The organism is Fructobacillus sp. CRL 2054, from assembly GCF_028764065.1.
Taxonomy (GTDB): Bacteria; Bacillota; Bacilli; order Lactobacillales; family Lactobacillaceae; genus Fructobacillus.
This window is the reverse complement of record NZ_JACOFN010000001.1, coordinates 69355-87967: the sequence shown is the minus strand read 5'-3', so window position 1 is coordinate 87967 and position 18613 is coordinate 69355. Positions and strand designations below refer to the sequence as shown.

22 protein-coding genes, 2 tRNA genes and 1 other annotated feature are annotated in these 18613 nt (G+C 43.3%); of the genes, 23 read left to right on the top strand and 1 reads right to left on the bottom strand.

Annotated elements, in window-relative coordinates; translation table 11 throughout:
• The first annotated feature begins 1 nt into the window (after position 1).
• From rsmI to rlmH, 13 genes are all read left to right on the top strand, one after another.
• Positions 2-904, top strand: a complete 903-nt coding sequence (gene rsmI, locus H7198_RS00490; protein ID WP_274457747.1) for a 16S rRNA (cytidine(1402)-2'-O)-methyltransferase — start codon at positions 2-4, stop codon at positions 902-904.
• Positions 897-1640, top strand: coding sequence for an acyl-[acyl-carrier-protein] thioesterase (locus H7198_RS00485; RefSeq protein ID WP_274457745.1), 744 nt, complete (start codon positions 897-899; stop codon positions 1638-1640). The genes rsmI and H7198_RS00485 overlap by 8 nt, the downstream gene beginning before the upstream one ends.
• Positions 1641-1652: 12 nt before the next feature.
• Positions 1653-2648 (top strand): UDP-glucose 4-epimerase GalE, encoded by a 996-nt coding sequence (gene galE / locus H7198_RS00480; RefSeq protein ID WP_274457743.1) that lies wholly within the window; start codon positions 1653-1655, stop codon positions 2646-2648.
• 214 nt (positions 2649-2862) lie between these two features.
• Positions 2863-3738, top strand: coding sequence for an ROK family protein (locus H7198_RS00475; protein ID WP_274457741.1), 876 nt, complete (start codon positions 2863-2865; stop codon positions 3736-3738).
• Between the two features lie 133 nt (positions 3739-3871).
• Positions 3872-4495: a 3,4-dihydroxy-2-butanone-4-phosphate synthase gene (ribB, locus tag H7198_RS00470; protein ID WP_274457739.1), complete on the top strand. Its 624-nt coding sequence runs from the start codon at positions 3872-3874 to the stop codon at positions 4493-4495.
• Positions 4488-5030, top strand: coding sequence for a lysophospholipid acyltransferase family protein (locus H7198_RS00465; RefSeq protein WP_274457737.1), 543 nt, complete (start codon positions 4488-4490; stop codon positions 5028-5030). Before ribB ends, H7198_RS00465 begins: the two co-directional genes overlap by 8 nt.
• On the top strand, positions 5030-5653 hold the full coding sequence (locus H7198_RS00460) for a tetratricopeptide repeat protein (protein ID WP_274457735.1): 624 nt from the start codon (positions 5030-5032) through the stop codon (positions 5651-5653). The genes H7198_RS00465 and H7198_RS00460 overlap by 1 nt, the downstream gene beginning before the upstream one ends.
• The gene (locus tag H7198_RS00455) at positions 5650-5823 is read left to right on the top strand and encodes a hypothetical protein (RefSeq protein ID WP_274457733.1); all 174 of its coding nucleotides are present in this window, start codon (positions 5650-5652) and stop codon (positions 5821-5823) included. The genes H7198_RS00460 and H7198_RS00455 overlap by 4 nt, the downstream gene beginning before the upstream one ends.
• Positions 5824-6213 (top strand): tetratricopeptide repeat protein, encoded by a 390-nt coding sequence (locus H7198_RS00450; RefSeq protein ID WP_274457731.1) that lies wholly within the window; start codon positions 5824-5826, stop codon positions 6211-6213.
• A 22-nt stretch (positions 6214-6235) separates the two neighbouring features.
• Positions 6236-6751, top strand: coding sequence for a helix-turn-helix domain-containing protein (locus tag H7198_RS00445; RefSeq protein WP_274457729.1), 516 nt, complete (start codon positions 6236-6238; stop codon positions 6749-6751).
• Between the two features lie 113 nt (positions 6752-6864).
• Positions 6865-6937: transfer RNA gene (locus H7198_RS00440), tRNA-Lys, on the top strand.
• A gap of 50 nt (positions 6938-6987) precedes the next feature.
• Positions 6988-7752 (top strand): M15 family metallopeptidase, encoded by a 765-nt coding sequence (locus H7198_RS00435; protein WP_274457727.1) that lies wholly within the window; start codon positions 6988-6990, stop codon positions 7750-7752.
• A gap of 545 nt (positions 7753-8297) precedes the next feature.
• Positions 8298-8777, top strand: coding sequence for a 23S rRNA (pseudouridine(1915)-N(3))-methyltransferase RlmH (gene rlmH / locus H7198_RS00430; protein WP_274457724.1), 480 nt, complete (start codon positions 8298-8300; stop codon positions 8775-8777).
• A 49-nt stretch (positions 8778-8826) separates the two neighbouring features.
• Here rlmH and H7198_RS00425 read toward each other — a convergent pair whose 3' ends face one another.
• On the bottom strand, positions 8827-9474 hold the full coding sequence (locus H7198_RS00425) for an NAD(P)H-hydrate epimerase (protein WP_274457722.1): 648 nt from the start codon (positions 9472-9474) through the stop codon (positions 8827-8829).
• Between the two features lie 212 nt (positions 9475-9686).
• Between H7198_RS00425 and H7198_RS00420 the strand changes: the two genes are divergently transcribed.
• The 10 genes from H7198_RS00420 (at position 9687) to H7198_RS00375 (ending at position 18593) form a co-directional block, all read left to right on the top strand.
• Positions 9687-9774: transfer RNA gene (locus tag H7198_RS00420), tRNA-Ser, on the top strand.
• A 132-nt stretch (positions 9775-9906) separates the two neighbouring features.
• On the top strand, positions 9907-10914 hold the full coding sequence (locus tag H7198_RS00415; protein WP_274457720.1) for an MARVEL domain-containing protein: 1008 nt from the start codon (positions 9907-9909) through the stop codon (positions 10912-10914).
• 138 nt (positions 10915-11052) lie between these two features.
• Positions 11053-11598, top strand: coding sequence for an NADPH-dependent FMN reductase (locus tag H7198_RS00410; protein ID WP_274457718.1), 546 nt, complete (start codon positions 11053-11055; stop codon positions 11596-11598).
• Between the two features lie 19 nt (positions 11599-11617).
• Positions 11618-11920 (top strand): CHY zinc finger protein, encoded by a 303-nt coding sequence (locus H7198_RS00405; protein ID WP_274457715.1) that lies wholly within the window; start codon positions 11618-11620, stop codon positions 11918-11920.
• Positions 11921-12262: 342 nt separating this feature from the next.
• A complete protein-coding gene (locus H7198_RS00400) occupies positions 12263-13147 on the top strand; it encodes a KxYKxGKxW signal peptide domain-containing protein (protein WP_274457713.1) in 885 nt (294 codons plus the stop codon).
• Between the two features lie 172 nt (positions 13148-13319).
• Positions 13320-14249, top strand: coding sequence for an L-lactate dehydrogenase (locus H7198_RS00395; RefSeq protein WP_274457711.1), 930 nt, complete (start codon positions 13320-13322; stop codon positions 14247-14249).
• A 108-nt stretch (positions 14250-14357) separates the two neighbouring features.
• Positions 14358-14605: a binding site (T-box leader), on the top strand.
• A gap of 73 nt (positions 14606-14678) precedes the next feature.
• The gene (locus H7198_RS00390) at positions 14679-15524 is read left to right on the top strand and encodes an SAM hydrolase/SAM-dependent halogenase family protein (RefSeq protein ID WP_274457709.1); all 846 of its coding nucleotides are present in this window, start codon (positions 14679-14681) and stop codon (positions 15522-15524) included.
• Positions 15525-16082, top strand: coding sequence for an ECF-type riboflavin transporter substrate-binding protein (locus tag H7198_RS00385; protein WP_274457707.1), 558 nt, complete (start codon positions 15525-15527; stop codon positions 16080-16082).
• Between the two features lie 14 nt (positions 16083-16096).
• Positions 16097-17776: an ABC transporter ATP-binding protein gene (locus H7198_RS00380; RefSeq protein ID WP_274457705.1), complete on the top strand. Its 1680-nt coding sequence runs from the start codon at positions 16097-16099 to the stop codon at positions 17774-17776.
• Positions 17769-18593: an energy-coupling factor transporter transmembrane component T family protein gene (locus tag H7198_RS00375; protein WP_274457702.1), complete on the top strand. Its 825-nt coding sequence runs from the start codon at positions 17769-17771 to the stop codon at positions 18591-18593. The genes H7198_RS00380 and H7198_RS00375 overlap by 8 nt, the downstream gene beginning before the upstream one ends.
• Positions 18594-18613 lie beyond the last annotated feature (20 nt).

Below are 18613 nucleotides of genomic sequence, written 5' to 3'. Positions count from 1 at the left end.
GATGCAAATACAAAAGTCCTTTACAACTCATGATACCGGTACCCTTTACCTAGTTGGTACGCCAATCGGTAACCTCCAGGATATGTCGAATCGCGCCTTGGAGACTTTGCAAGAAGTCGATTTAATTGCGGCCGAAGACACTCGTCACACGCAGTTGCTCTTGAATTACTTTGATATCAAGAACAACAAGACCTCTTTGCACGAGCATAACTGGCAGGAAAAGGCTCCAGAACTAGTGGCGGAACTACTTTCTGGTAAGTCCATTGCTCAGGTCTCGGATGCTGGTTTACCATCAATTTCCGATCCTGGTAAGGAACTGGTTGCCCAGGCGATTGAAGCTGGTATTCCAGTTGTTCCCATTCCGGGTGCATCAGCTGGTATTACAGCCTTGATTGCTTCTGGTTTAGTGCCCCAGCCTTTCTACTTCCACGGTTTCTTACCACGGAAAAAGCAGGAGCAGGCAGCAGAAATTCAAAAGCTTTCCTGGCGTCCGGAAACAATTATCTTCTATGAAGCCCCCCATCGTCTAAAGAAGACTTTGGCTAACATTGTGGAAGTTTTGGGCGGCGACCGCCGAATTGTTTTGGCCCGTGAATTAACCAAGCGTTATGAAGAGTTCCTCCGTGGCACGACTGAAGAAGCGCTGGACTGGGCAAACAACAACGAAATCCGTGGGGAATTCGTTGTCCTCCTAGAGGGACAAAAGGACGGGGACGGACTACCAGAAGACGACCGTTCACTACTGGACCAAGAGGTTGAAACCAATCCCGAAGCGGCGGTTCGCACATTGGTTGATTCTGGTATGAAACCAAACGCTGCCATTAAGCAGGTAGCCAAGGAAACTGGACGAAATCGTCAGGAAATTTATAAACTTTATCATCACATCGAGGAAGAAAATGGCTGATATTTACTCCATTAACCGACCTGTTGAATACTATCAGGTCGACTTAACTCGAAAGCTCTCGCTTTCAATGATTCTAAACCTAGCAATCCTTTGCTCCCGTAAGCAAGGGGAGTACCTCCAAGTGGGCTATCAGGAAACGGACCGACGTGGACTCGGTTGGGTCATTCTCCAGTACGACGTCAACATTATTCGTCGCCCTAAACTGGGGGAGGAGCTGACAATTGAAACCAAGGCAGGCGCCTGGTCAACCTACTTTGCCATGCGTGGCTTCCTTTTTAAGGATGCCAAGGGTGAAGTGATTATCGATATTGATTCACTCTGGACCCTGATTGATTTGGAAAGTCGTCACATTCAAAAGCTGCCTTTGGATCTTGTCCAACCATACGGTGGGGAAGAGTCAAAGCGCCTTCCTAAGATGGTTAAGATTCCTAAAATCAAGGATGAACCAGTCGACTTTGATAAGCCTTACCAAGTTCGTTTCTTAGATATCGACGGGAACCGTCACGTTAACAACTCCAAATACTTGGAGTGGATGTTAGACGTTTTGCCACTAGAATTCTTAAAAGAGCATGAACCAAGTCGTTTTTCTATTCGATATGAGAATGAGGTCCACTACGGCCATCAAGTTGATTCTCAGGTCGTTATGGGGGATAATGAGACGAAGCACCGCGTCAAAGACGGTGAACAGACGGCAGCCGAGGCCATTATCCACTGGACTCCTGTCAAAGCGAAGTAAGTGAGGATAAACATGTCAGTATTAGTATTGGGTGGTGCCGGTTACATCGGTTCCCACATGGTTCGTCAGCTTTTGGCCGACGGTCAAGATGTTGTCGTTGTTGATAACTTGGTAAAGGGGCACCGTGCGGCGGTTGCGCCTGAAGCAAAGTTCTATCAAGTTGATATTCGCGATAAGAAGGCCTTGTCTGAAGTTTTCGATAAGGAAGATATTGAAGCGGTTGTTCACTTTGCAGCCTTCTCAATCGTTCCTGAGTCAGTGGCAGAACCATTGAAGTACTTCGATAACAACACGGCCGGAATGGTGACGTTGCTCGAAGTCATGAAGGAACACGATGTGAAGAAGATTGTCTTCTCATCAACGGCCGCTACTTACGGTAACCCCGTTAACATCCCAATCAAGGAAACGGATCCACAAAACCCAATCAACCCATACGGTGAATCAAAGCTGATGATGGAAAAGATGATGGGCTGGGCTGATAAGGCCTATGGTATCAAGTGGGTTGCCCTCCGTTACTTTAACGTTGCTGGGGCAATGCCTGATGGTTCAATTGGTGAAGACCACGGACCTGAAACACACTTGGTTCCAATCATTTTGCAAGCTGTTTCTGGTAAGCGTGACTACATCGAAATGTTCGGTGATGATTACAACACACCGGACGGCTTCAACGTCCGTGACTACGTTCACGTCGTTGACTTGGCCGATGCACACATCTTGGCCTTGAACTACTTGAAGGAAGGCAAGCCATCCGCTCAGTTTAACCTTGGTTCAGCCACTGGTTTCTCTGTGAAGGAAATGGTGGAAGCCGCTCGTAAGGCAACGGGTGTGGACATTAAGTCTAAGATTGGTCCTCGTCGTGCCGGGGATCCTGACATCTTGATTGCTGACTCAACGGCAGCCCGTGAAGTGCTTGGCTGGAAGCCAAAGTATGATGACGTGGAAGAAATCATCAAGACGGCCTGGAACTGGACTGAAAAGCATCCAAATGGCTACGATGATAAGAAGTAAAGTTTTATTTTAAAAGTCGACTGCGGTCGACTTTTTATTTTGTCTAAATTTCGAAGTGACTATAGACCAAAATTGTAGGAGTTGGTTTGGATATAGCTTTATCAGTGCTTATCGGACTAGACCGGTTTTGATTTTTGGTCTAAAAAGTATTGTTTGTCCTTAGAAAAGTCCTTACAATATAGAGTGCAAGTACGAGACAAGAAGGAGGCTTCAAATGGCACTCTTAGGAGCAATTGAAGCCGGCGGTACCAAGTTTATCTTGGCCGTCTGTGATGAAAACTTTAATATTATTGACCGAACGGTCGTTCCAACCGAAGACGGTCCGACAACTTTGGCCAAAGTAACGACCTATTTTGACCAATTTGAGAACATTGATGCCATTGGCGTGGCAGCCTTTGGTCCGGTTGATTTAAACCCCCAGTCCAAGACATACGGCTATGTTTTGGATACGCCTAAGCTTGGATGGGCTGGGTTTGACTTTTTAGGCTACTTAAAGAACTGGCGTGACATTCCATACTATTGGACAACCGATGTGAATGGTTCGGCCTGGGCGGAATACCGTCATGGTGCTAACTCGGAAGTGAAGTCTCTAGTCTATTTGACGGTGGGGACCGGTGTTGGGGCCGGCATTATCGTGAACGGCCAGATTCTTTCTGGATTTGGGCACCCTGAAGCGGGGCACATTATCATTTCTAAGAATCCAAAGGATAACTATTCAGGACACTGTCCATTCCATCATGACCGCTGTCTAGAGGGTGTGGCTTCTGGTCCGGCCATGGAAGACCGCTGGCAGCAGTCAGCCAAGGAATTGGCTGATGAACATTTGGCATGGGAAATCGAAGCGGACTACCTTGCGCAGGCTGCCATGACTTATACGACGATTCTTCGACCTGATAAGATTGTGTTTGGTGGCGGTGTTCCGCACCGAGAAGTGCTTTTGCCACTTATCCGAAAGCGTTTTGCTGAGTTAATGGCAGGTTACCTTGCTACTCCAGATTTGGAGGATTATTTGGTACCCGTAGCCAACGGGGATAACGCAGGTATCTTGGGTTGTTTCTACTTGGCTAAGTCGGCGATGACGAGAGCATAATAAAAAATCAATTAAAAAAAGCGACAAAACCTTTTTAGGTTTTGTCGCTTTTTTATTTTTAGTTTCTCATAAGCAATATAGGAAGAAGAGGTGATAAAAACAGATACACTAATAGCAAAAAAGGAGGGCAATTATGCAAAAGATTTTAGATGCAGTGAAATGGTTAAAGAGTGGTGGCCTAGTAATTGTACTAGATGATTTTGATCGCGAAAACGAAGGCGATTTGATTGGGCTGGGTCAATATATTAGCGAGAAGAATATTAATTTTATGATTACAAAGGCACGAGGATTACTCTGCACGCCGATTAGTGCGGCAATCGCGCAAAAATTGAAATTAAGGCAAATGACGACTCATAATACGGAATCCAATCAAACGGCTTTTACCGTTTCAATCGATGGAGAATACGTTAAAACTGGCGTGACAACTGGTATTTCCGTCAGTGACCGAACACAAACCATTCGACAGTTAGTAAAAGCAGAGGCTGCATTTGACGACTTTGTGCAACCCGGGCATGTTTTCCCATTGGTTGCAAAACCGGGTGGTGTTCTTGAACGGGCTGGCCATACAGAAGCTGCCATCGACTTAGCTAAATTAGCGGGTAGCCCGGAGGTTGGGGTTATTATTGAAATTTTAATGCCAGACGGGCAAATGGCCCGGTCAGAATATCTTCGTCAAATGGCCATTGAATGGGAGCTGCCAATGATAACCATCGCTGATTTAAGAAAGCACCTTTTGGAGGAAAAAAACCATGGTTAAGTGGATTTCAAGCTTCATTTCATGGCTGATTCGTACCTTCTATCTGAGAAGGGTAACGGGAAAAGAAAACTTGAAGGATATCGAAGGCAGTATCATTTCTGCTAACCACGCTAGTTATCTGGACCATTTCATTATCTTAGCCTTACTAGAGGGCGTGATTGATCGTAAAAAAATCTATTTTTTAACTAAAAAGGAAGCCTTTCAGACGCCATTTACTAAGTGGTGGCATGAAATGATGCAGGGAATCCCGCTAGATCGTGATGGCAATGCGACATCTTCCTTGAGAAAAATTGTTAAACACCTAAAGCAAGGGGATGTGGTTGTGATATATCCGGAGGGCACACGTACCAGAACAGGTTTAATAGGGCATGGTAGTGACGGTGCCGTTACCGTAGCGACTATAACCGGTGCTCCCGTTATTGCTTTTGGTATTAAGGGGGCTTTCGACGGTCTACCATTGACGTCACAATTGGGCCTGCCAGAAAGATTCGATTTAAAGGTAGTCAACATCGTGCACTCGAGACTCAAAAATTAATGGATGAAATTACCCAGTTGAGTGGGGAATATGCCGACAGCGATCAGTTTCAATCGGTCGTTGATGTTGCCCGTTTTTACAATACGATAGGTATCCGAAATTTTTTGAATGAGAGGCTCCCACCTAGTAGAGACTTCACTCGGGCGCGATTATTGATGACAGCATATGTGCAAACCAACCCGTTAGATGAATTAGCTTGGTTAGAGCTAGGGATTAGTAATGCCCGTCTATCATTATTAACCCCTAACACGTTAAAGCGTGGGTATTATCAGCGACGAGCCATGAAAAATTTTGGTCAAGCCCTTCATATCAACCGTTTGAATGAAGCAACATTGTTTGCGATTGGGCGACTTTATTATGAGCAAAAGAAATACGGCATAGCCTGCCTCTTTTTTGAGAGGGCGTTAGAAGTAAACGCTAATCACTTTCCGAGTCGAACTTGGCTGATTCGCGGTTATCAGAAACAAAAAGAATATGGTTTGGCTGAGGTCTTAGCAAAGGAAACCATTGCTTTACAAAGCGTGGATCAGGTGTCGCAACGTCGTAAGTTAGAGGCGCTGGCTTTCTTAATGCGCCTGAATCAAAAACAGGACTACATGATTAGGGAGGGGGGGAATTCATGACAATTGATAGAATTCACGAATTGAATCAAAAGGGAATTGAGAATGTGGAACATTCGGTTAAAAAGAAACGAATGTACCACCGTCAAGCCATTCAATTAGCTGTGCAATTAAAAAGAAAACATAAAAGTGACGTAATATATTATGAACTGGCGCACGCCTATGCACATTAAATGCTGGTTAATCGTAATTTATTAACTAAATTTTTACCGATGGTTAAGATGGTTTTTTATAATTACAAAAGTTTGAGTCTTAATCCTCAGAACGATCGAGCGCTTTACCTAGCTGGTGCGATTGCCCATTTTTTTAGGCAAAATCAGAAAGCAGAAAAATATTACCAAAAGTCGCTGGTTGCTAATCCGAATAACTTAATAGCAATCAAGTCGCTATCGTTCTATTTGTATGATGTTGGTCGAAAATTAGAGGCGGTATCAGTTATTAAACAAGGATTGCAAGTTCAAGCAAGTACGCAGGCAAATCGCCGTCGACAAGTTGAACTGGCTGTCCTGTATATGAGGATTGATTCAACGGTCAACTTTACTTTTAAAGAGTATACGAACTAATCTGTTAACTAGGGAGGTTGTAGTGAACAAGAACTTTACAGAAGTACAAAAACTGGGCCAATTAATTCGTCATATGCGGGAAATGAGGGGAATCTCTGCCGCTAAGTTAGCGCAAAAAACACAGGTATCAACAAGCGCCATTTCGAAATTCGAAAGAGGGCAAACGGACATGCAATTGAGTACAACCATTCAATTATTGGCAGCGATGGGCATGAGTATGAAGGATCTCTGTCGACAAGAAGTTTTTGAGGGCTTCCGACTACTTGATTGGGCACAGATGGCTTCAGAAAATAAACAAAATAGGGAATTTCTATCTGGTATATTAGAAAACGTACAAAAGATTGAGTACCGTTTACGACATGAAATCATTTTTTGCCGAATCTTGCGCTTACATCTGGGTTTACACGATAGCATTGATGAAGTGATTAACTATTTCGAAGACTTAGAGATTTTGTTAGAGTTTGATGATTACCTCTACCAAATTGTTTCAACTGACCTACCGGAATGGTTAATTCAACATTTGGAAAAGATTCGCTGACTAATAAAATGTATATCAAGAATCTGTCGTAAAATTAATTAAAAAAACAGCTGTAAACCCTTGTCAGTCTAGAAAATCCATGGTATGATATTTTTTGTTGATAAAGACATCATGGTTAGTTAGCTCAGTTGGTAGAGCAACGGACTCTTAATCCGTGGGTCCAGGGTTCGAGCCCCTGACTGACCATCGTAAAGGACCGGAAATTCCCGGTCCTTTTTTGTACATTGGAGGAGACTATGAAACATAAGAAAAGCATTGTCGCTCTTGCCGTTTTGATTGCTCTTGGTGCAGGGTCAGTGGCAGCCTATTCATTACACGATGGCCAACATCAACAGGAAAGTTCAAAGGTTTCAGACGATCAATCAAACTCGTCTTCGTCTTTGAAGGACTTGCCTAAGGGCGTGAAGTCTACAGACTGGGACTTGGTCCTTGTTAACAAGTGGCACCCTCTGTCTTCTGAAATGAACTTTGATAAGGTTACAGTTTCTGGTAAAGTCGTGGACGCTCGCATTAAGCAGGCGGTTCTCGACTTTCAAAACGGAGCCCGTGCCGCAGGCTATCAGACAGTCCTTGTTTCTGGCTACCGCTCAATTCAGTATCAGCAGGAAGTCTTTGATAATGTGAAGAAGAATGACATGGATGAGGGAATGACAGATGCTCAGGCTGAGAAGGCAACTAAGGCCGTTGTGCAGGAACCGGGATCATCTGAGCACCATACTGGGTTAGCGATTGATATTGCAGGTTCTGATGCCTTTGAAAAGTATCCTAGCTTAGAGGCTAAAATGGATACTTTTGATTCACAAAAGTGGTTGATTAATCATGCTGCGGATTATGGTTTTGTTCTCCGTTACCCAGAGGCGAAAAGTAAAATTAAAGAAACTGGTATCGATTATGAATCTTGGCACTTCCGCTATGTTGGCGTGAAGAATGCAAAGTACATGGTGAAGCACAACTTGACTCTCGAAGCCTATGTAAAGGCCTTGAAAGAGGCTGGACGCTAATCAATTTAATTCCAAAAAGGCATTGACTGCGGTCGATGCTTTTTTCTTTTTGAACGAATTTTTAAAAAATAAAAGGGCCTTTAGGGGATAGCAACTATACCAATTTTAGAATGCATGTTCGCTTGTTTTGGGGTAAAATCTATGCATTGACCTTTTAATGAAAAGGCCGTTCGGGTTTATCTGGACTCTTAAAACTTTTTTTAACATGTTTATGCGATTTATTGGCGGAAACGTACCGGAAAAACCGAAGTATTCTAGCCCGAACAAGTCCGAACAAATGTGCTTATCAACAGTTGTGGATAAGTCTGTGGATAAATCAGGGTAATGGGGGATAAATCGCGGTTTAATGCTCTTTCTATACTTGGATAAGTTTGCGAGTAAAAGTTGTGTAAAAAGAGAATAATTGTGGATAACTATATCAAAATGCGGTTATAAGTGCACTTTTTGTTGAATTAACGGGGGATAACTGTGGATAACCCTGTTGATAAGTGCAAAAGTCGGGGATAAGTAAATCACTTAGACCAAATCAAAAGGAGAAATTTTAAATGAAAATTAAAGTCATTACCGTGGGAAAGTTAAAAGAAAAGTACCTAAAAGATGGTATTGCGGAATACGCTAAACGACTTCAACGTTTCGCCAAGGTTGATATGATTGAACTTGCTGATGAAAAGACACCGGAAAAGGCTTCTGATGCGGAGAACCAAGAAATCATGGCCAAGGAAGGTGAACGGATTTGGGCTAAAATCGGAGAACGTGACTACGTGGTTGTCCTAGCGATTGAGGGAAAGCAATTACCATCGGAAAAGTTATCCAAGGTTTTGCAGCAAGCCAAACTGTCCGGACACGGGACCCTCACTTTCATTATTGGCGGTTCACTAGGGTTAGATCCTAAAATTAAGAAGCGGGCTGACTTGCTGCTCTCCTTTGGGTTGCTAACGCTACCACATCAATTGATGCGCTTAGTGTTAATGGAGCAAATCTACCGAGCGCAGATGATTGAAGTTGGATCGCCCTATCATAAGTAAAAAAAGAGCCTGAAGCTCACGCTTCGGACTCTTTTTTATTTTCTGCAGTTTATTTGATTGAAAAGGTGAAATCGGTTGGTGTAATGAGGCCGATGTCTTGGGTAATTACCCGGCCGGACATTTTTTTACCAGTTGAACGATTGACTCCTGCCTTTGGGTAGCCAAAGGCAACCGTAGCCTTCGCCTTCAAAGCAGCTCCGTGCATATCACCAGTGTCAGCGTTAATCCCAGTTGGAATATCCAGGGCAACAACGGTGTTATCGATGTGATTAGCCGCTTTCAACATCTTTTGCAAGCCCTCTGGAAGGTCATCGTGTAAACCGGTTCCAAAGATAGCGTCAATGATGAGGGAGGGTTCCTTAAAGTCGGATTTCTCGGCGCGCTGAACGCCACAGGCCATCGCGGCCTTTAACTGATCTTTAACCGCTTGGTTTGCTCTGTTGACGTTTCCAACAAATTGTAAGGTAACTGGAATCTTAGCTTGATGTAAAAGTCGGGCTAAGGCGACACCGTCAGCACCGTTATTTCCTAATCCGGCTAGAACTAGCACCTTTGAAAGGTCAAATCGGCCAGCAGCTAAAACGTTCATAGCGGCCATAGCTGCACGCTCTGTTAAGACGTCAGCTGACAGGCCGGCTTCGTCAATGGTGTAGGCCTCAATGACCTGCATTTCATCTCTAGTTACGAGTTGTGTCATAAGTTCCACCTTCGTGTAATCGATATAGCTATTATAGTATAGAAAAAGGAAAATTACATGGGAAAGCCAACTGTTGGTTCCTTCAATCAGTGATACCCTGTATTTCATAAAGACCGGGTAAATCTTCTTTGAAGTGTCTGCCCCAAAAGGCTACTGATTGCCGATGTTCCTTGCCGGGAGGTCGATAATCTGGTATAGTATTATCTGTTATTGGAGAAGTACTCAAGAGGCTGAAGAGGCGCCCTTGCTAAGGGTGTAGACGTGTTAAAGCGTGCGAGGGTTCGAATCCCTTCTTCTCCACTAAATTAAAAAGGCGCGGCAGAGATGTCGTGCCTTTTTTATGCGCTATGAGATTATTTGTTGTTTCTTTGTAATAGTTGAAGTAGTAATATCTTTTCTTGGTGTTAATTTAATAATGTGTAGGAGAAAGTAATGGATACGGTCATAATTATTTTATTTTTGGTTTGGATTGTTGCGGGAATAATACTGTCCAGAAAAGAGTGGAGTAATCTTAAAAATCAGGGGGATAGCTGGTATAAGAGTTGGCGCTTTTTGTTAAGTGTTTTTGGGACAATACTTGCTTTTTCTCTATATTTTCTTTTGTCATATAACACTAAACTGATTATTGTAATGTCTATTTTCAGTTTATGTATGTTGGTTGCGATTGTTACTTTACTTATTCAAGGAATTCGATATCAAAGTACAAAGAAGTGTAATAATAAAATCTGTTATTCAGCTTTTGGTTTGATTGTTGTTGCCTTTCTTTTTGTGTGTTGTGCATATCCACATAGCCCCTTTGAAAATCTTGAGTTAGGTATGAACAAACAAGAAGTAATTAAGGTTCTTGGGAAACCAAAAAAGGAAGAAAAAAACACACTATTTTATAAGGGTGATGAAGCAGGCACACTTTACTTTACAAATGGTAAGTTAGTTGATGGCCAAAGTCGGTTTATTACTGAAAAAATCGAGAACCATATGAAGAATGATATTAAGTTGGGTATGACTGAACAACAGGTGGAAGATATTTTAGGGCCTGCTGATTCAAAAGAGGAGAATGTATTAGTTTACTCAACAGATAAAAAGGGGCAGTTTTATTTTGAAGACGGTAAACTTATTGGTGGAAACAACAAGATAATCGAGGATAAAACGGCAGCCAAAATTAGTTCAGAAAAGGAAGATCGTCAAAAAACAAAGGGATACAAAGATTATTGGGGTAAAAAATTCGGAACAATGTCTGAAAATAAGTTAGCCAAGCATTCTGACGATTATCCATTTTATCAAGTAGACGATGGAACTAAATATTATATAGATGATGTTGCGGGATTTGCAAAAATCATTCGTCAAGATGACCCTTCTGGTTTAACGAAAGTTGCGATGTATGACGATAATCAGGATAACCATATGGGCGAAACTATTTTTGAAGGACAAACGGTTCATTAAAAATTAAGGATAGATTTAAATTGAATAAAAGAGTTAAGTTTAGCAATGACTGCTAAACTTAGCTCTTTTTTCTTCTCATTCGCCTTTCTTTTTCAAAACAACTACAATAGAAGCAGAATATCTTGAAAGAAGGCCGATATGAAAGTCGCAGTGTTAGTTGGATCAAACCGTCGTTATAGTGTGTCGCGCAAGGTAGCTCACTGGTTAGCACCGATTCTGAATATGAAGGGGTTGGATGCTGATGTTTTAGATTTGGCTGAGATTAATTTACCTTGGCTGGATGAACCGGAATTGCCAGCGATGGGACTTTATAAAATGGAAGCAACGAAGACCTGGTCTGAAATGGTAAAGGAGTATGATGCGCTCGTCATTGTCTTTCCACAGTATAACTGGGGCTATCCTGCGGTTTTGAAGAACGCCTTGGATACGCTTTACCAAGAGTGGCAGGGGATGCCCGTGGCCACCGTGTCCATTGGATCCCACGGTGGGTTTCAAGGCGAGTTAGCCCTTTCCATGGTCTTGCAGGGCTTGAAGATGCAACGCTTAACGGTCAATCCACGTTTGACCATTAAACCGGACGAAATTGCTCGTCAGGCTGATGAAGCCGAGACGGATGCCTTTTTGGCTAAGTACTTGGATCAAGCTGATTTGCTTGTTCAAGCTTTGAAAGAAGAAGTGAAGTAGTACGAAGTAGGAAGAAAGTATGACTAAGATTTATGGAATCGACATTGGGCCAACCGGTACCTGTCGCCACTACCATACAGAATTGGATGTGGTCGCTCTGCAGTGTCATCGCTGTAAACGTTACTATGCCTGCTATGAATGCCACGATAGCTTGGAAGACCATAACTTTGCATCCTGGCCAAGGGAGGATGCAAAGCCTGTCCTTTGTGGTGTTTGTCAAAGTAGACTGACTTTTAACGAGTACCAACTGGGCCATTGTGGACGCTGTCGGGCGCCCTTTAATCCAGGCTGTGCAAAGCATTGTGCAATATATTTTAAATAAATGAAAATAAAAAAGAGTGGATCTTAAGGTTAAGGATTCGCTCTTTTTTATTACAAGAAAGAACGAATTGCGATGTCATCGTTACAAATATTACATTTACATTAAATCTATTTTAAAATAAAATTATTGGTATTGTTAAAAAAAGTTTATAAACGCCTATATAATAAATATTACATATAAAATTATAAAAATTGGTATATTACATATGTGGTATCTTTGATTGTGAAAATCTTTGCATTTTTTAAAAAACAGGGGCAAAAGGTTGAATATGTTGCATATTTATAATATTCTGTTACCAATACATATCACTAACAGAGAGAAGATATGAAAGGAGTTAATGATATGCAAGAAGTAAATCGAGTAAAAATGTTTAAAGCTAAGAAAATGTGGTTAGTTGCTGGTGCTACTTTGGCTATGATGGTACCTGCTGCAGCACAGTCTGCAAGCGCTGACGAAACCGGGTCTGAAACAACTCCAGTAAAGGTTCAAGAATCAGGCGATCAAGCTGATGTAGACAAAAAGAATAATGAAGCAGCAGAAGCACTTGCACAACAAGATGCAAATGCAGATAACACAGCTGCTGATATTGTTGCTGGTGAAGACAGCGGCGAAAACTTTGACGAAGGAACGCCATTTGCTGACAACGATGCAAACAATGCACCATCATCAGAAAGTGCAACTGCAGAAGACGATGCAGCAGCTTCAAAGTCACAAGACGATGAAGATGTTCAAAATGATGTAGACGACTTCGACGAAGGAACACCATTTGCTGACAACGATGCAAACAACGCACCAGTTGAAGGAAACACAACGCCAGAAGAAGATGCAGATGCTTCTAAGGCACAAGATGGTGACGGAGTAGACAACGATGTAGTTGACTTTGATGATGGGGAACCATTCGCTGACACACCAGAAAACAACCAGCCAGATTCAAGTGTAACTCCTGACACCCCTGCTACCCCAGACCAACCTGTAGCACCTAAGGGAGATGATAACGGTTCAGATCAAACCCCTGCTGGTGCAGATGAAGATGCAAACGCTTCATCATCAAACAAGGATGCAGCCAAGTCAGCAACTGAAGAAACAGCTGCAGCGTCAACATCAGCTTCACAATCAGACATGCCAGAAACTGGCGTACAAGCACAATCTAACAACGCAATGGCGTTGACTGGACTCGCTCTTGTAGCTTCAGCCTTTGGATTCAAGGTTTACAAGCGCCGTCACTAAGATGACAATGTTGTAAATATTTGATATTAAATCTAAAAGATGATTATTATTCTTTTTAATAGGAAAAGTAATTGTCTTTTTTTATTGAAAAAATAATTAGTTTTTTCTCATATTCCCTTGACATTTTTTAATCTTTCTTCTATCCTTTGTTACATGAAAGCGGGGTATTAACATGCGAAAAGTTGGAATTATCGGAATGGGACACGTTGGATCAGCGGTGGCACACGCCTTGGTTCAAGAAGGAACTTTTGATGAATACGTTTTGATTGATAAGAAGGTTGAAAAAGTCCGTGCAGAAGCCTTGGACTTGGAAGACGCCTTGGCCAACCAAAACGAATCTTACAAAATCGTGATGAACGACTACGCTGCCTTAGATGATGCGGATGTTGTCATTTCAGCACTTGGAAACATTCAATTGCAGCACAACAACCCATCAAAGGACCGTTTTATTGAACTACCATATAACGTGGAGCAGGTACGAGATGTTGCGGGTCAATTGAAGAAGACTGATTTCTCAGGTGTCTTGGTTGTCATTACCAATCCTTGTGATGCCATTGCGGCGCTCTACCAGAAGGAAACGGGTTATCCAGTCGAACGAGTAATCGCAACGGGAACACTCTTGGATACTGCCCGGATGCGTCGTGCAACTGGTGCAGCATTTGATGTTTCCCCTAAGTCAGTTGCTGGTTACAACCTTGGTGAACACGGAAACACTCAGTTTACAGCCTGGTCAACCGTTTCAGTGATGGGCCAACCCGTTAAGGAAGTGGCCGCGGCCAAGGGTGTCGATTTAGCGGAAATTGAAAAGGATTCTGTTGTTGGCGGTTACACGGTCTTTGCTGGAAAGGGCTTTACTTCTTACGGAATTGCTTCAGCGGCCATTCGTTTGGCTAAGGCCATTGTATCGGATGCTCACGAAGAGCTGCCTGTATCACACTACCAAGAGGCCTTTGGCACTTACTTGTCCACACCAGCAATCGTTGGTCGACAAGGAATCGTGGCCGATTCGACTTTGACACTATCAGAAGATGAAAAAGAGAAGCTAGCAGCTTCCGCAAAATCGATTTCAGATAAGTTTGCTGAAGTGGTTAAGGGCGAATGATGTTCGACGTTAACAAACAAAACGTTTGGATTCTAATCTATATTTCTAATATTGTTAATTTTTAAAAATGTTTTGACATTGATTACCGAATATCGTAATATAATAAACATAACAGCAATGAACAGATAAGTAACTGTCGCGACTGCTTAGCGAGCCGGTGTTTGGTGAAAACCGGACAGTCTACACAGTGAATATGGTCTGGGAGCTACTTATTCTGGTAAGCAAAAGGCAAGCCGGATTCGGGAATCGCCCGTTATAGCGAATCGTTTCAGGCAAAGAGTCCTCGAACGTATGAAGGGCTGTTCCGTGAGGAATAGCCAAACACCAGGTGGTAACGCGAACATTTCGTCCCGGGCAGGTCTTTTGACCTGTCCGGGTTTTTATTTGCTTACTAAAACAAAAATGCTCAAAATGAGCCGGAGGAAGAACATGAAAGCAGCACTTGTATTGCAAACAGATTTTGGATTGAATGATGGCGCCGTTTCAACGATGTACGGTGTGGCCCGCCAGGTTGACCCTGAAGTAACGGTTGCTGATTTAACGCACGGAATTACACCATTTAACATCTTTGAAGGTTCTTTCCGACTTTCACAAACAGCTAAATACTGGCCAGCTGGAACGGTCTTTGTTTCAGTTGTCGATCCTGGTGTTGGATCAAAGCGTTTGTCATTGGTTGCCAAGTTGAAAACTGGTCACTACGTCGTAACACCAGATAACGGAACCTTGACTCACTTGGACAAGCTTTACGGAATTGAAGCCGTTCGCGTCATCGATGAAAGCATCGACCGTTTGCCAGGTTCTGAAAAGTCAGCCACATTCCACGGCCGTGACATCTACGTATACAACGGTGCTCGTTTGGCCGGTGGACAAATTACCTTCGAAGAAATTGGTAAGGAATTACCAGTGGCAGATATCGAACGTTTGGCCTTGAACCCTGCCCGTATTGAAGGAAACAAGATTGTTGGTAACGTTGATATTACTGACGTTAACTTCGGTTCATTGTGGACAAACATTGAACAAACACGCTGGGAAGAAGACTTTGGTTCCCGTTATGGGGATGTCTTCAACGTTTCTGTCTTCTACGAAGGGAAGCGCGTTTACCAGGCTAAGTTGCCTTACTACAAGACTTTTGCCGACGTGAAGAACGGCGAAACATTGATTTACATGAACTCTGTTTACACGGTTGGAATTGCCATCCGTATGGGTTCAATGGCTGCTGAAAACCACTTGTCAGCCGGTCAAAACTGGACGATTGAAATTGAAAAGGATAACTAAATGAAAAAGAAGGGCTTATCAACAAAGGATGTCGTAGCCATTGGAATTGGTGCTGCCGTCTTTTTGATTCTGTTTAAGTTTGTGGCGATTCCAACTGGAATTCCAAACACGCAGGTCAACGTGGCCCAGTCTTGGTTATCATTGATTTCAATTCTCTTCTCGCCAATGGTTGGCTTCTTCGTCGCCATTTTGGGACATAGCCTAAACGATGCCATTTCCTATGGATCTATCTGGTGGTCCTGGGTGATTGCCGATGGTTGTTACGCATTCATTTTCGCGCTGTTAGTGAAGCGGGCCCATTTGTTAAAAGGGGCTTTGAACTTCTGGAAAGTCGCCTGGTTTAACATTAGCCAGTTGATTGCTAACTTGATTGCTTGGTTGTTGATCGCACCGACTTTGGACATCGTGATTTACGCTGAACCAGCGAATAAGGTTTACCTGCAGGGTGGCCTTTCGGTGATTGTGAACGTGATTTCAACGGGAATTATTGGAACAACTCTCCTATCACTCTACTTGAAGAACAAGGGGCAGCAGACCTTGCTGCGCAAAGAAGATTAAAGAAAGGACAGCGAATGGCTGATTCCGCTTTACAATTCGATAACGTGACTTTCTGCTATGAAACGCAGGCAGAGCCAACGTTGAAAAATATTAACTTTACCATTTCAACCGGTAGCAAAACACTCGTTTTGGGACCTTCGGGATCAGGAAAATCAACGTTGATTTCCTTGATTAACGCCTTGGTAACAGAAGAAAACGGCGACCTTTCAGGACGTGTTTTGATTAACGGTGTCGACCAAACGGGGAAGGACCCCTTTGACCGTTCGCTTTTAGTTGGAACAATCTTGCAAGATACGGACCGCCAGTTCGTTGGTTTAACCGTGGCCGAAGATATCGCTTTCGTTTTGGAAAACGAGGGGGAACCACTAGCCAAGTTGCGTCAGGCGGTGAAAGACGTTGCTGAACGTTTTGGTTTGACTGAACTCTTACCGCTTGGGCCAAACGTCTTATCCGGCGGACAAAAGCAGCGAGTGGCCTTAGCGGGTGTCCTTGTCGGGGATAGTCCGATTTTGGTTTTGGACGAGCCGCTGGCTAGTTTGGATCCAAAAGCTGGGCAGTCCTTGCTTGAAACCATTGATCAACTCCATCGAGAGGGTATTACAATCATTATGGTTGAGCACCGTATTGATGAAGTGCTCCGTCATGGGGTGGACCAGGTCCTGGTGCTCGAAGACGGCGAGCTGGTCTTTGATGGCAGTGCCAATGATTTGCTAGTTCAACCGGACTTCCATGACTGGCAGTTGGCACAGCCGGCTTATGTATCTTTGATTGAAAAGTCGGGTTACGCCTTGGACGATTTGACGGATATTGCGAACATAGCAAAGGTTGACGGGCCGAAGTTAGCAGTTAAGCTGTCTGACTTTTTGGAAACACAACCGGCGGCAACGGCTGCAGAGAACTTTGGTTCAACTGCTTTGGAAGCAACTGGAATTGCCTATCAGTATGGGAACCGTCAGATTTTAACAGACGTTGACTTCTCTGTTCAAAAGAAAGAATGGTTGGCTTTAATCGGTGAAAACGGTTCGGGTAAGTCAACTTTGGCACGCTTACTAGCAGGTTTCTTGCCTTTACAAAAGGGGTTGGTGAAGGCAGATGATAAGGATGAAAAAGCCGTTGAATTGAATGACCTTCCTTTGGCGGAGCACGCTCAGTACGTCGGGTATGTTTCACAAAATCCAAACGAAATGTTAATTGGCTTGTCGGTCTTTGAGGAAGTGGCTGCTGGCTTACGCCTGCGAGATGTATCGGAAGAAGTGATTGACGAAAAGGTGTTGGCTGCCTTGAAGGAGGCCAACCTTTATCCTTACCGTAACTGGCCTAGTCAGGCTTTGTCCTTTGGACAGAAGCGCCGCTTGTCAGTGCTAGCTGTTGCCATTTTGGAACCCTCTGTTTTGATTTTGGATGAACCAACGGCCGGGCAGGATGACATCTCAGCGAAGGGACTCTTAACTTACTTGCAGTCCTTGCGTGATAAGGGGTTGGCTCTTGTAACCGTCACCCATGACATGGCTTTGATTGAAAATTGGGCGGATCGAGTGGCCTCATTAGTGAATGGCCAATTGACGCGTCAAATAAGTCCAAAAACACTTTTTGAAAGTGCAGACTTATTGTCTGAAACGTCTTTGATTCAACCATCTGATCAGGTTCTGTTAGAACGGCTAGGGCTAAAGGGAAAGGAGCGAGGCCATGAATGATTTTCTTGGTTACCAGGAACGTGATTCCTTCATTCATAAGATGAATGGGACGAGTAAGTTGATTGTTTTCATCTTATTGACAGTTGCTGGCATTCTTTCTTTTGATATGCGCTTTTTGATTGGCTTGACCGTTTTTTCAGCTTTGGTACTTTATTTTTCAAAGATTTCTTGGAAGTCAATCCGCGTGCTAGTTTATTTGACCGTTATCTTTGCGGTTTTGAACCTACTTCTGATTTACGTCTTTGCCCCACACTACGGGGTGGAACTCTACCATAGTAAGACGGTATTGCTCGGTTCAGGCTATTATGCCCTAACTTCTCAGCAAATCTTTTATGAGCTACTTGTACTCTTAAAGTACTGTTTCTCAGTTCCTCTTTCGCTGGCTTTCTTGCTGACAACGCAGCCATCACAGTTGGCGGCTGGTTTGAACAAGGTTGGGGTGTCTTATAAAGTCGCTTACGCCTTTTCGCTAACGTTACGTTATCTGCCAACGATTCAAGATGAATTTCAAACGACCCGTAAGGTTCAGGAAGCTCGTGGCTTTGCTTTGGGTAAGAAGGCTTCGTTGGGCAAGAAACTGGTTGCTTCAACGCGTTTGCTTCTAGCCTTGGCCTTTTCAACTCTTGAAAAAGTCGAGACAATTTCAGAAGCCATGGCGCTCCGTCGCTTTGGGAAAAAGAAGAAGCGTACTTGGTATTATGCCCAGTCATGGCACTTGGCTGATTGGATTGGATTATTGTTCGGCATTGCTTTGTTAGCCTTAGCAATTCTCCTTGTTTCAGTTGATGGCGGTCGATTCTGGAATCCATTTGCTTAATTTTACTTTTAAAATTGTAA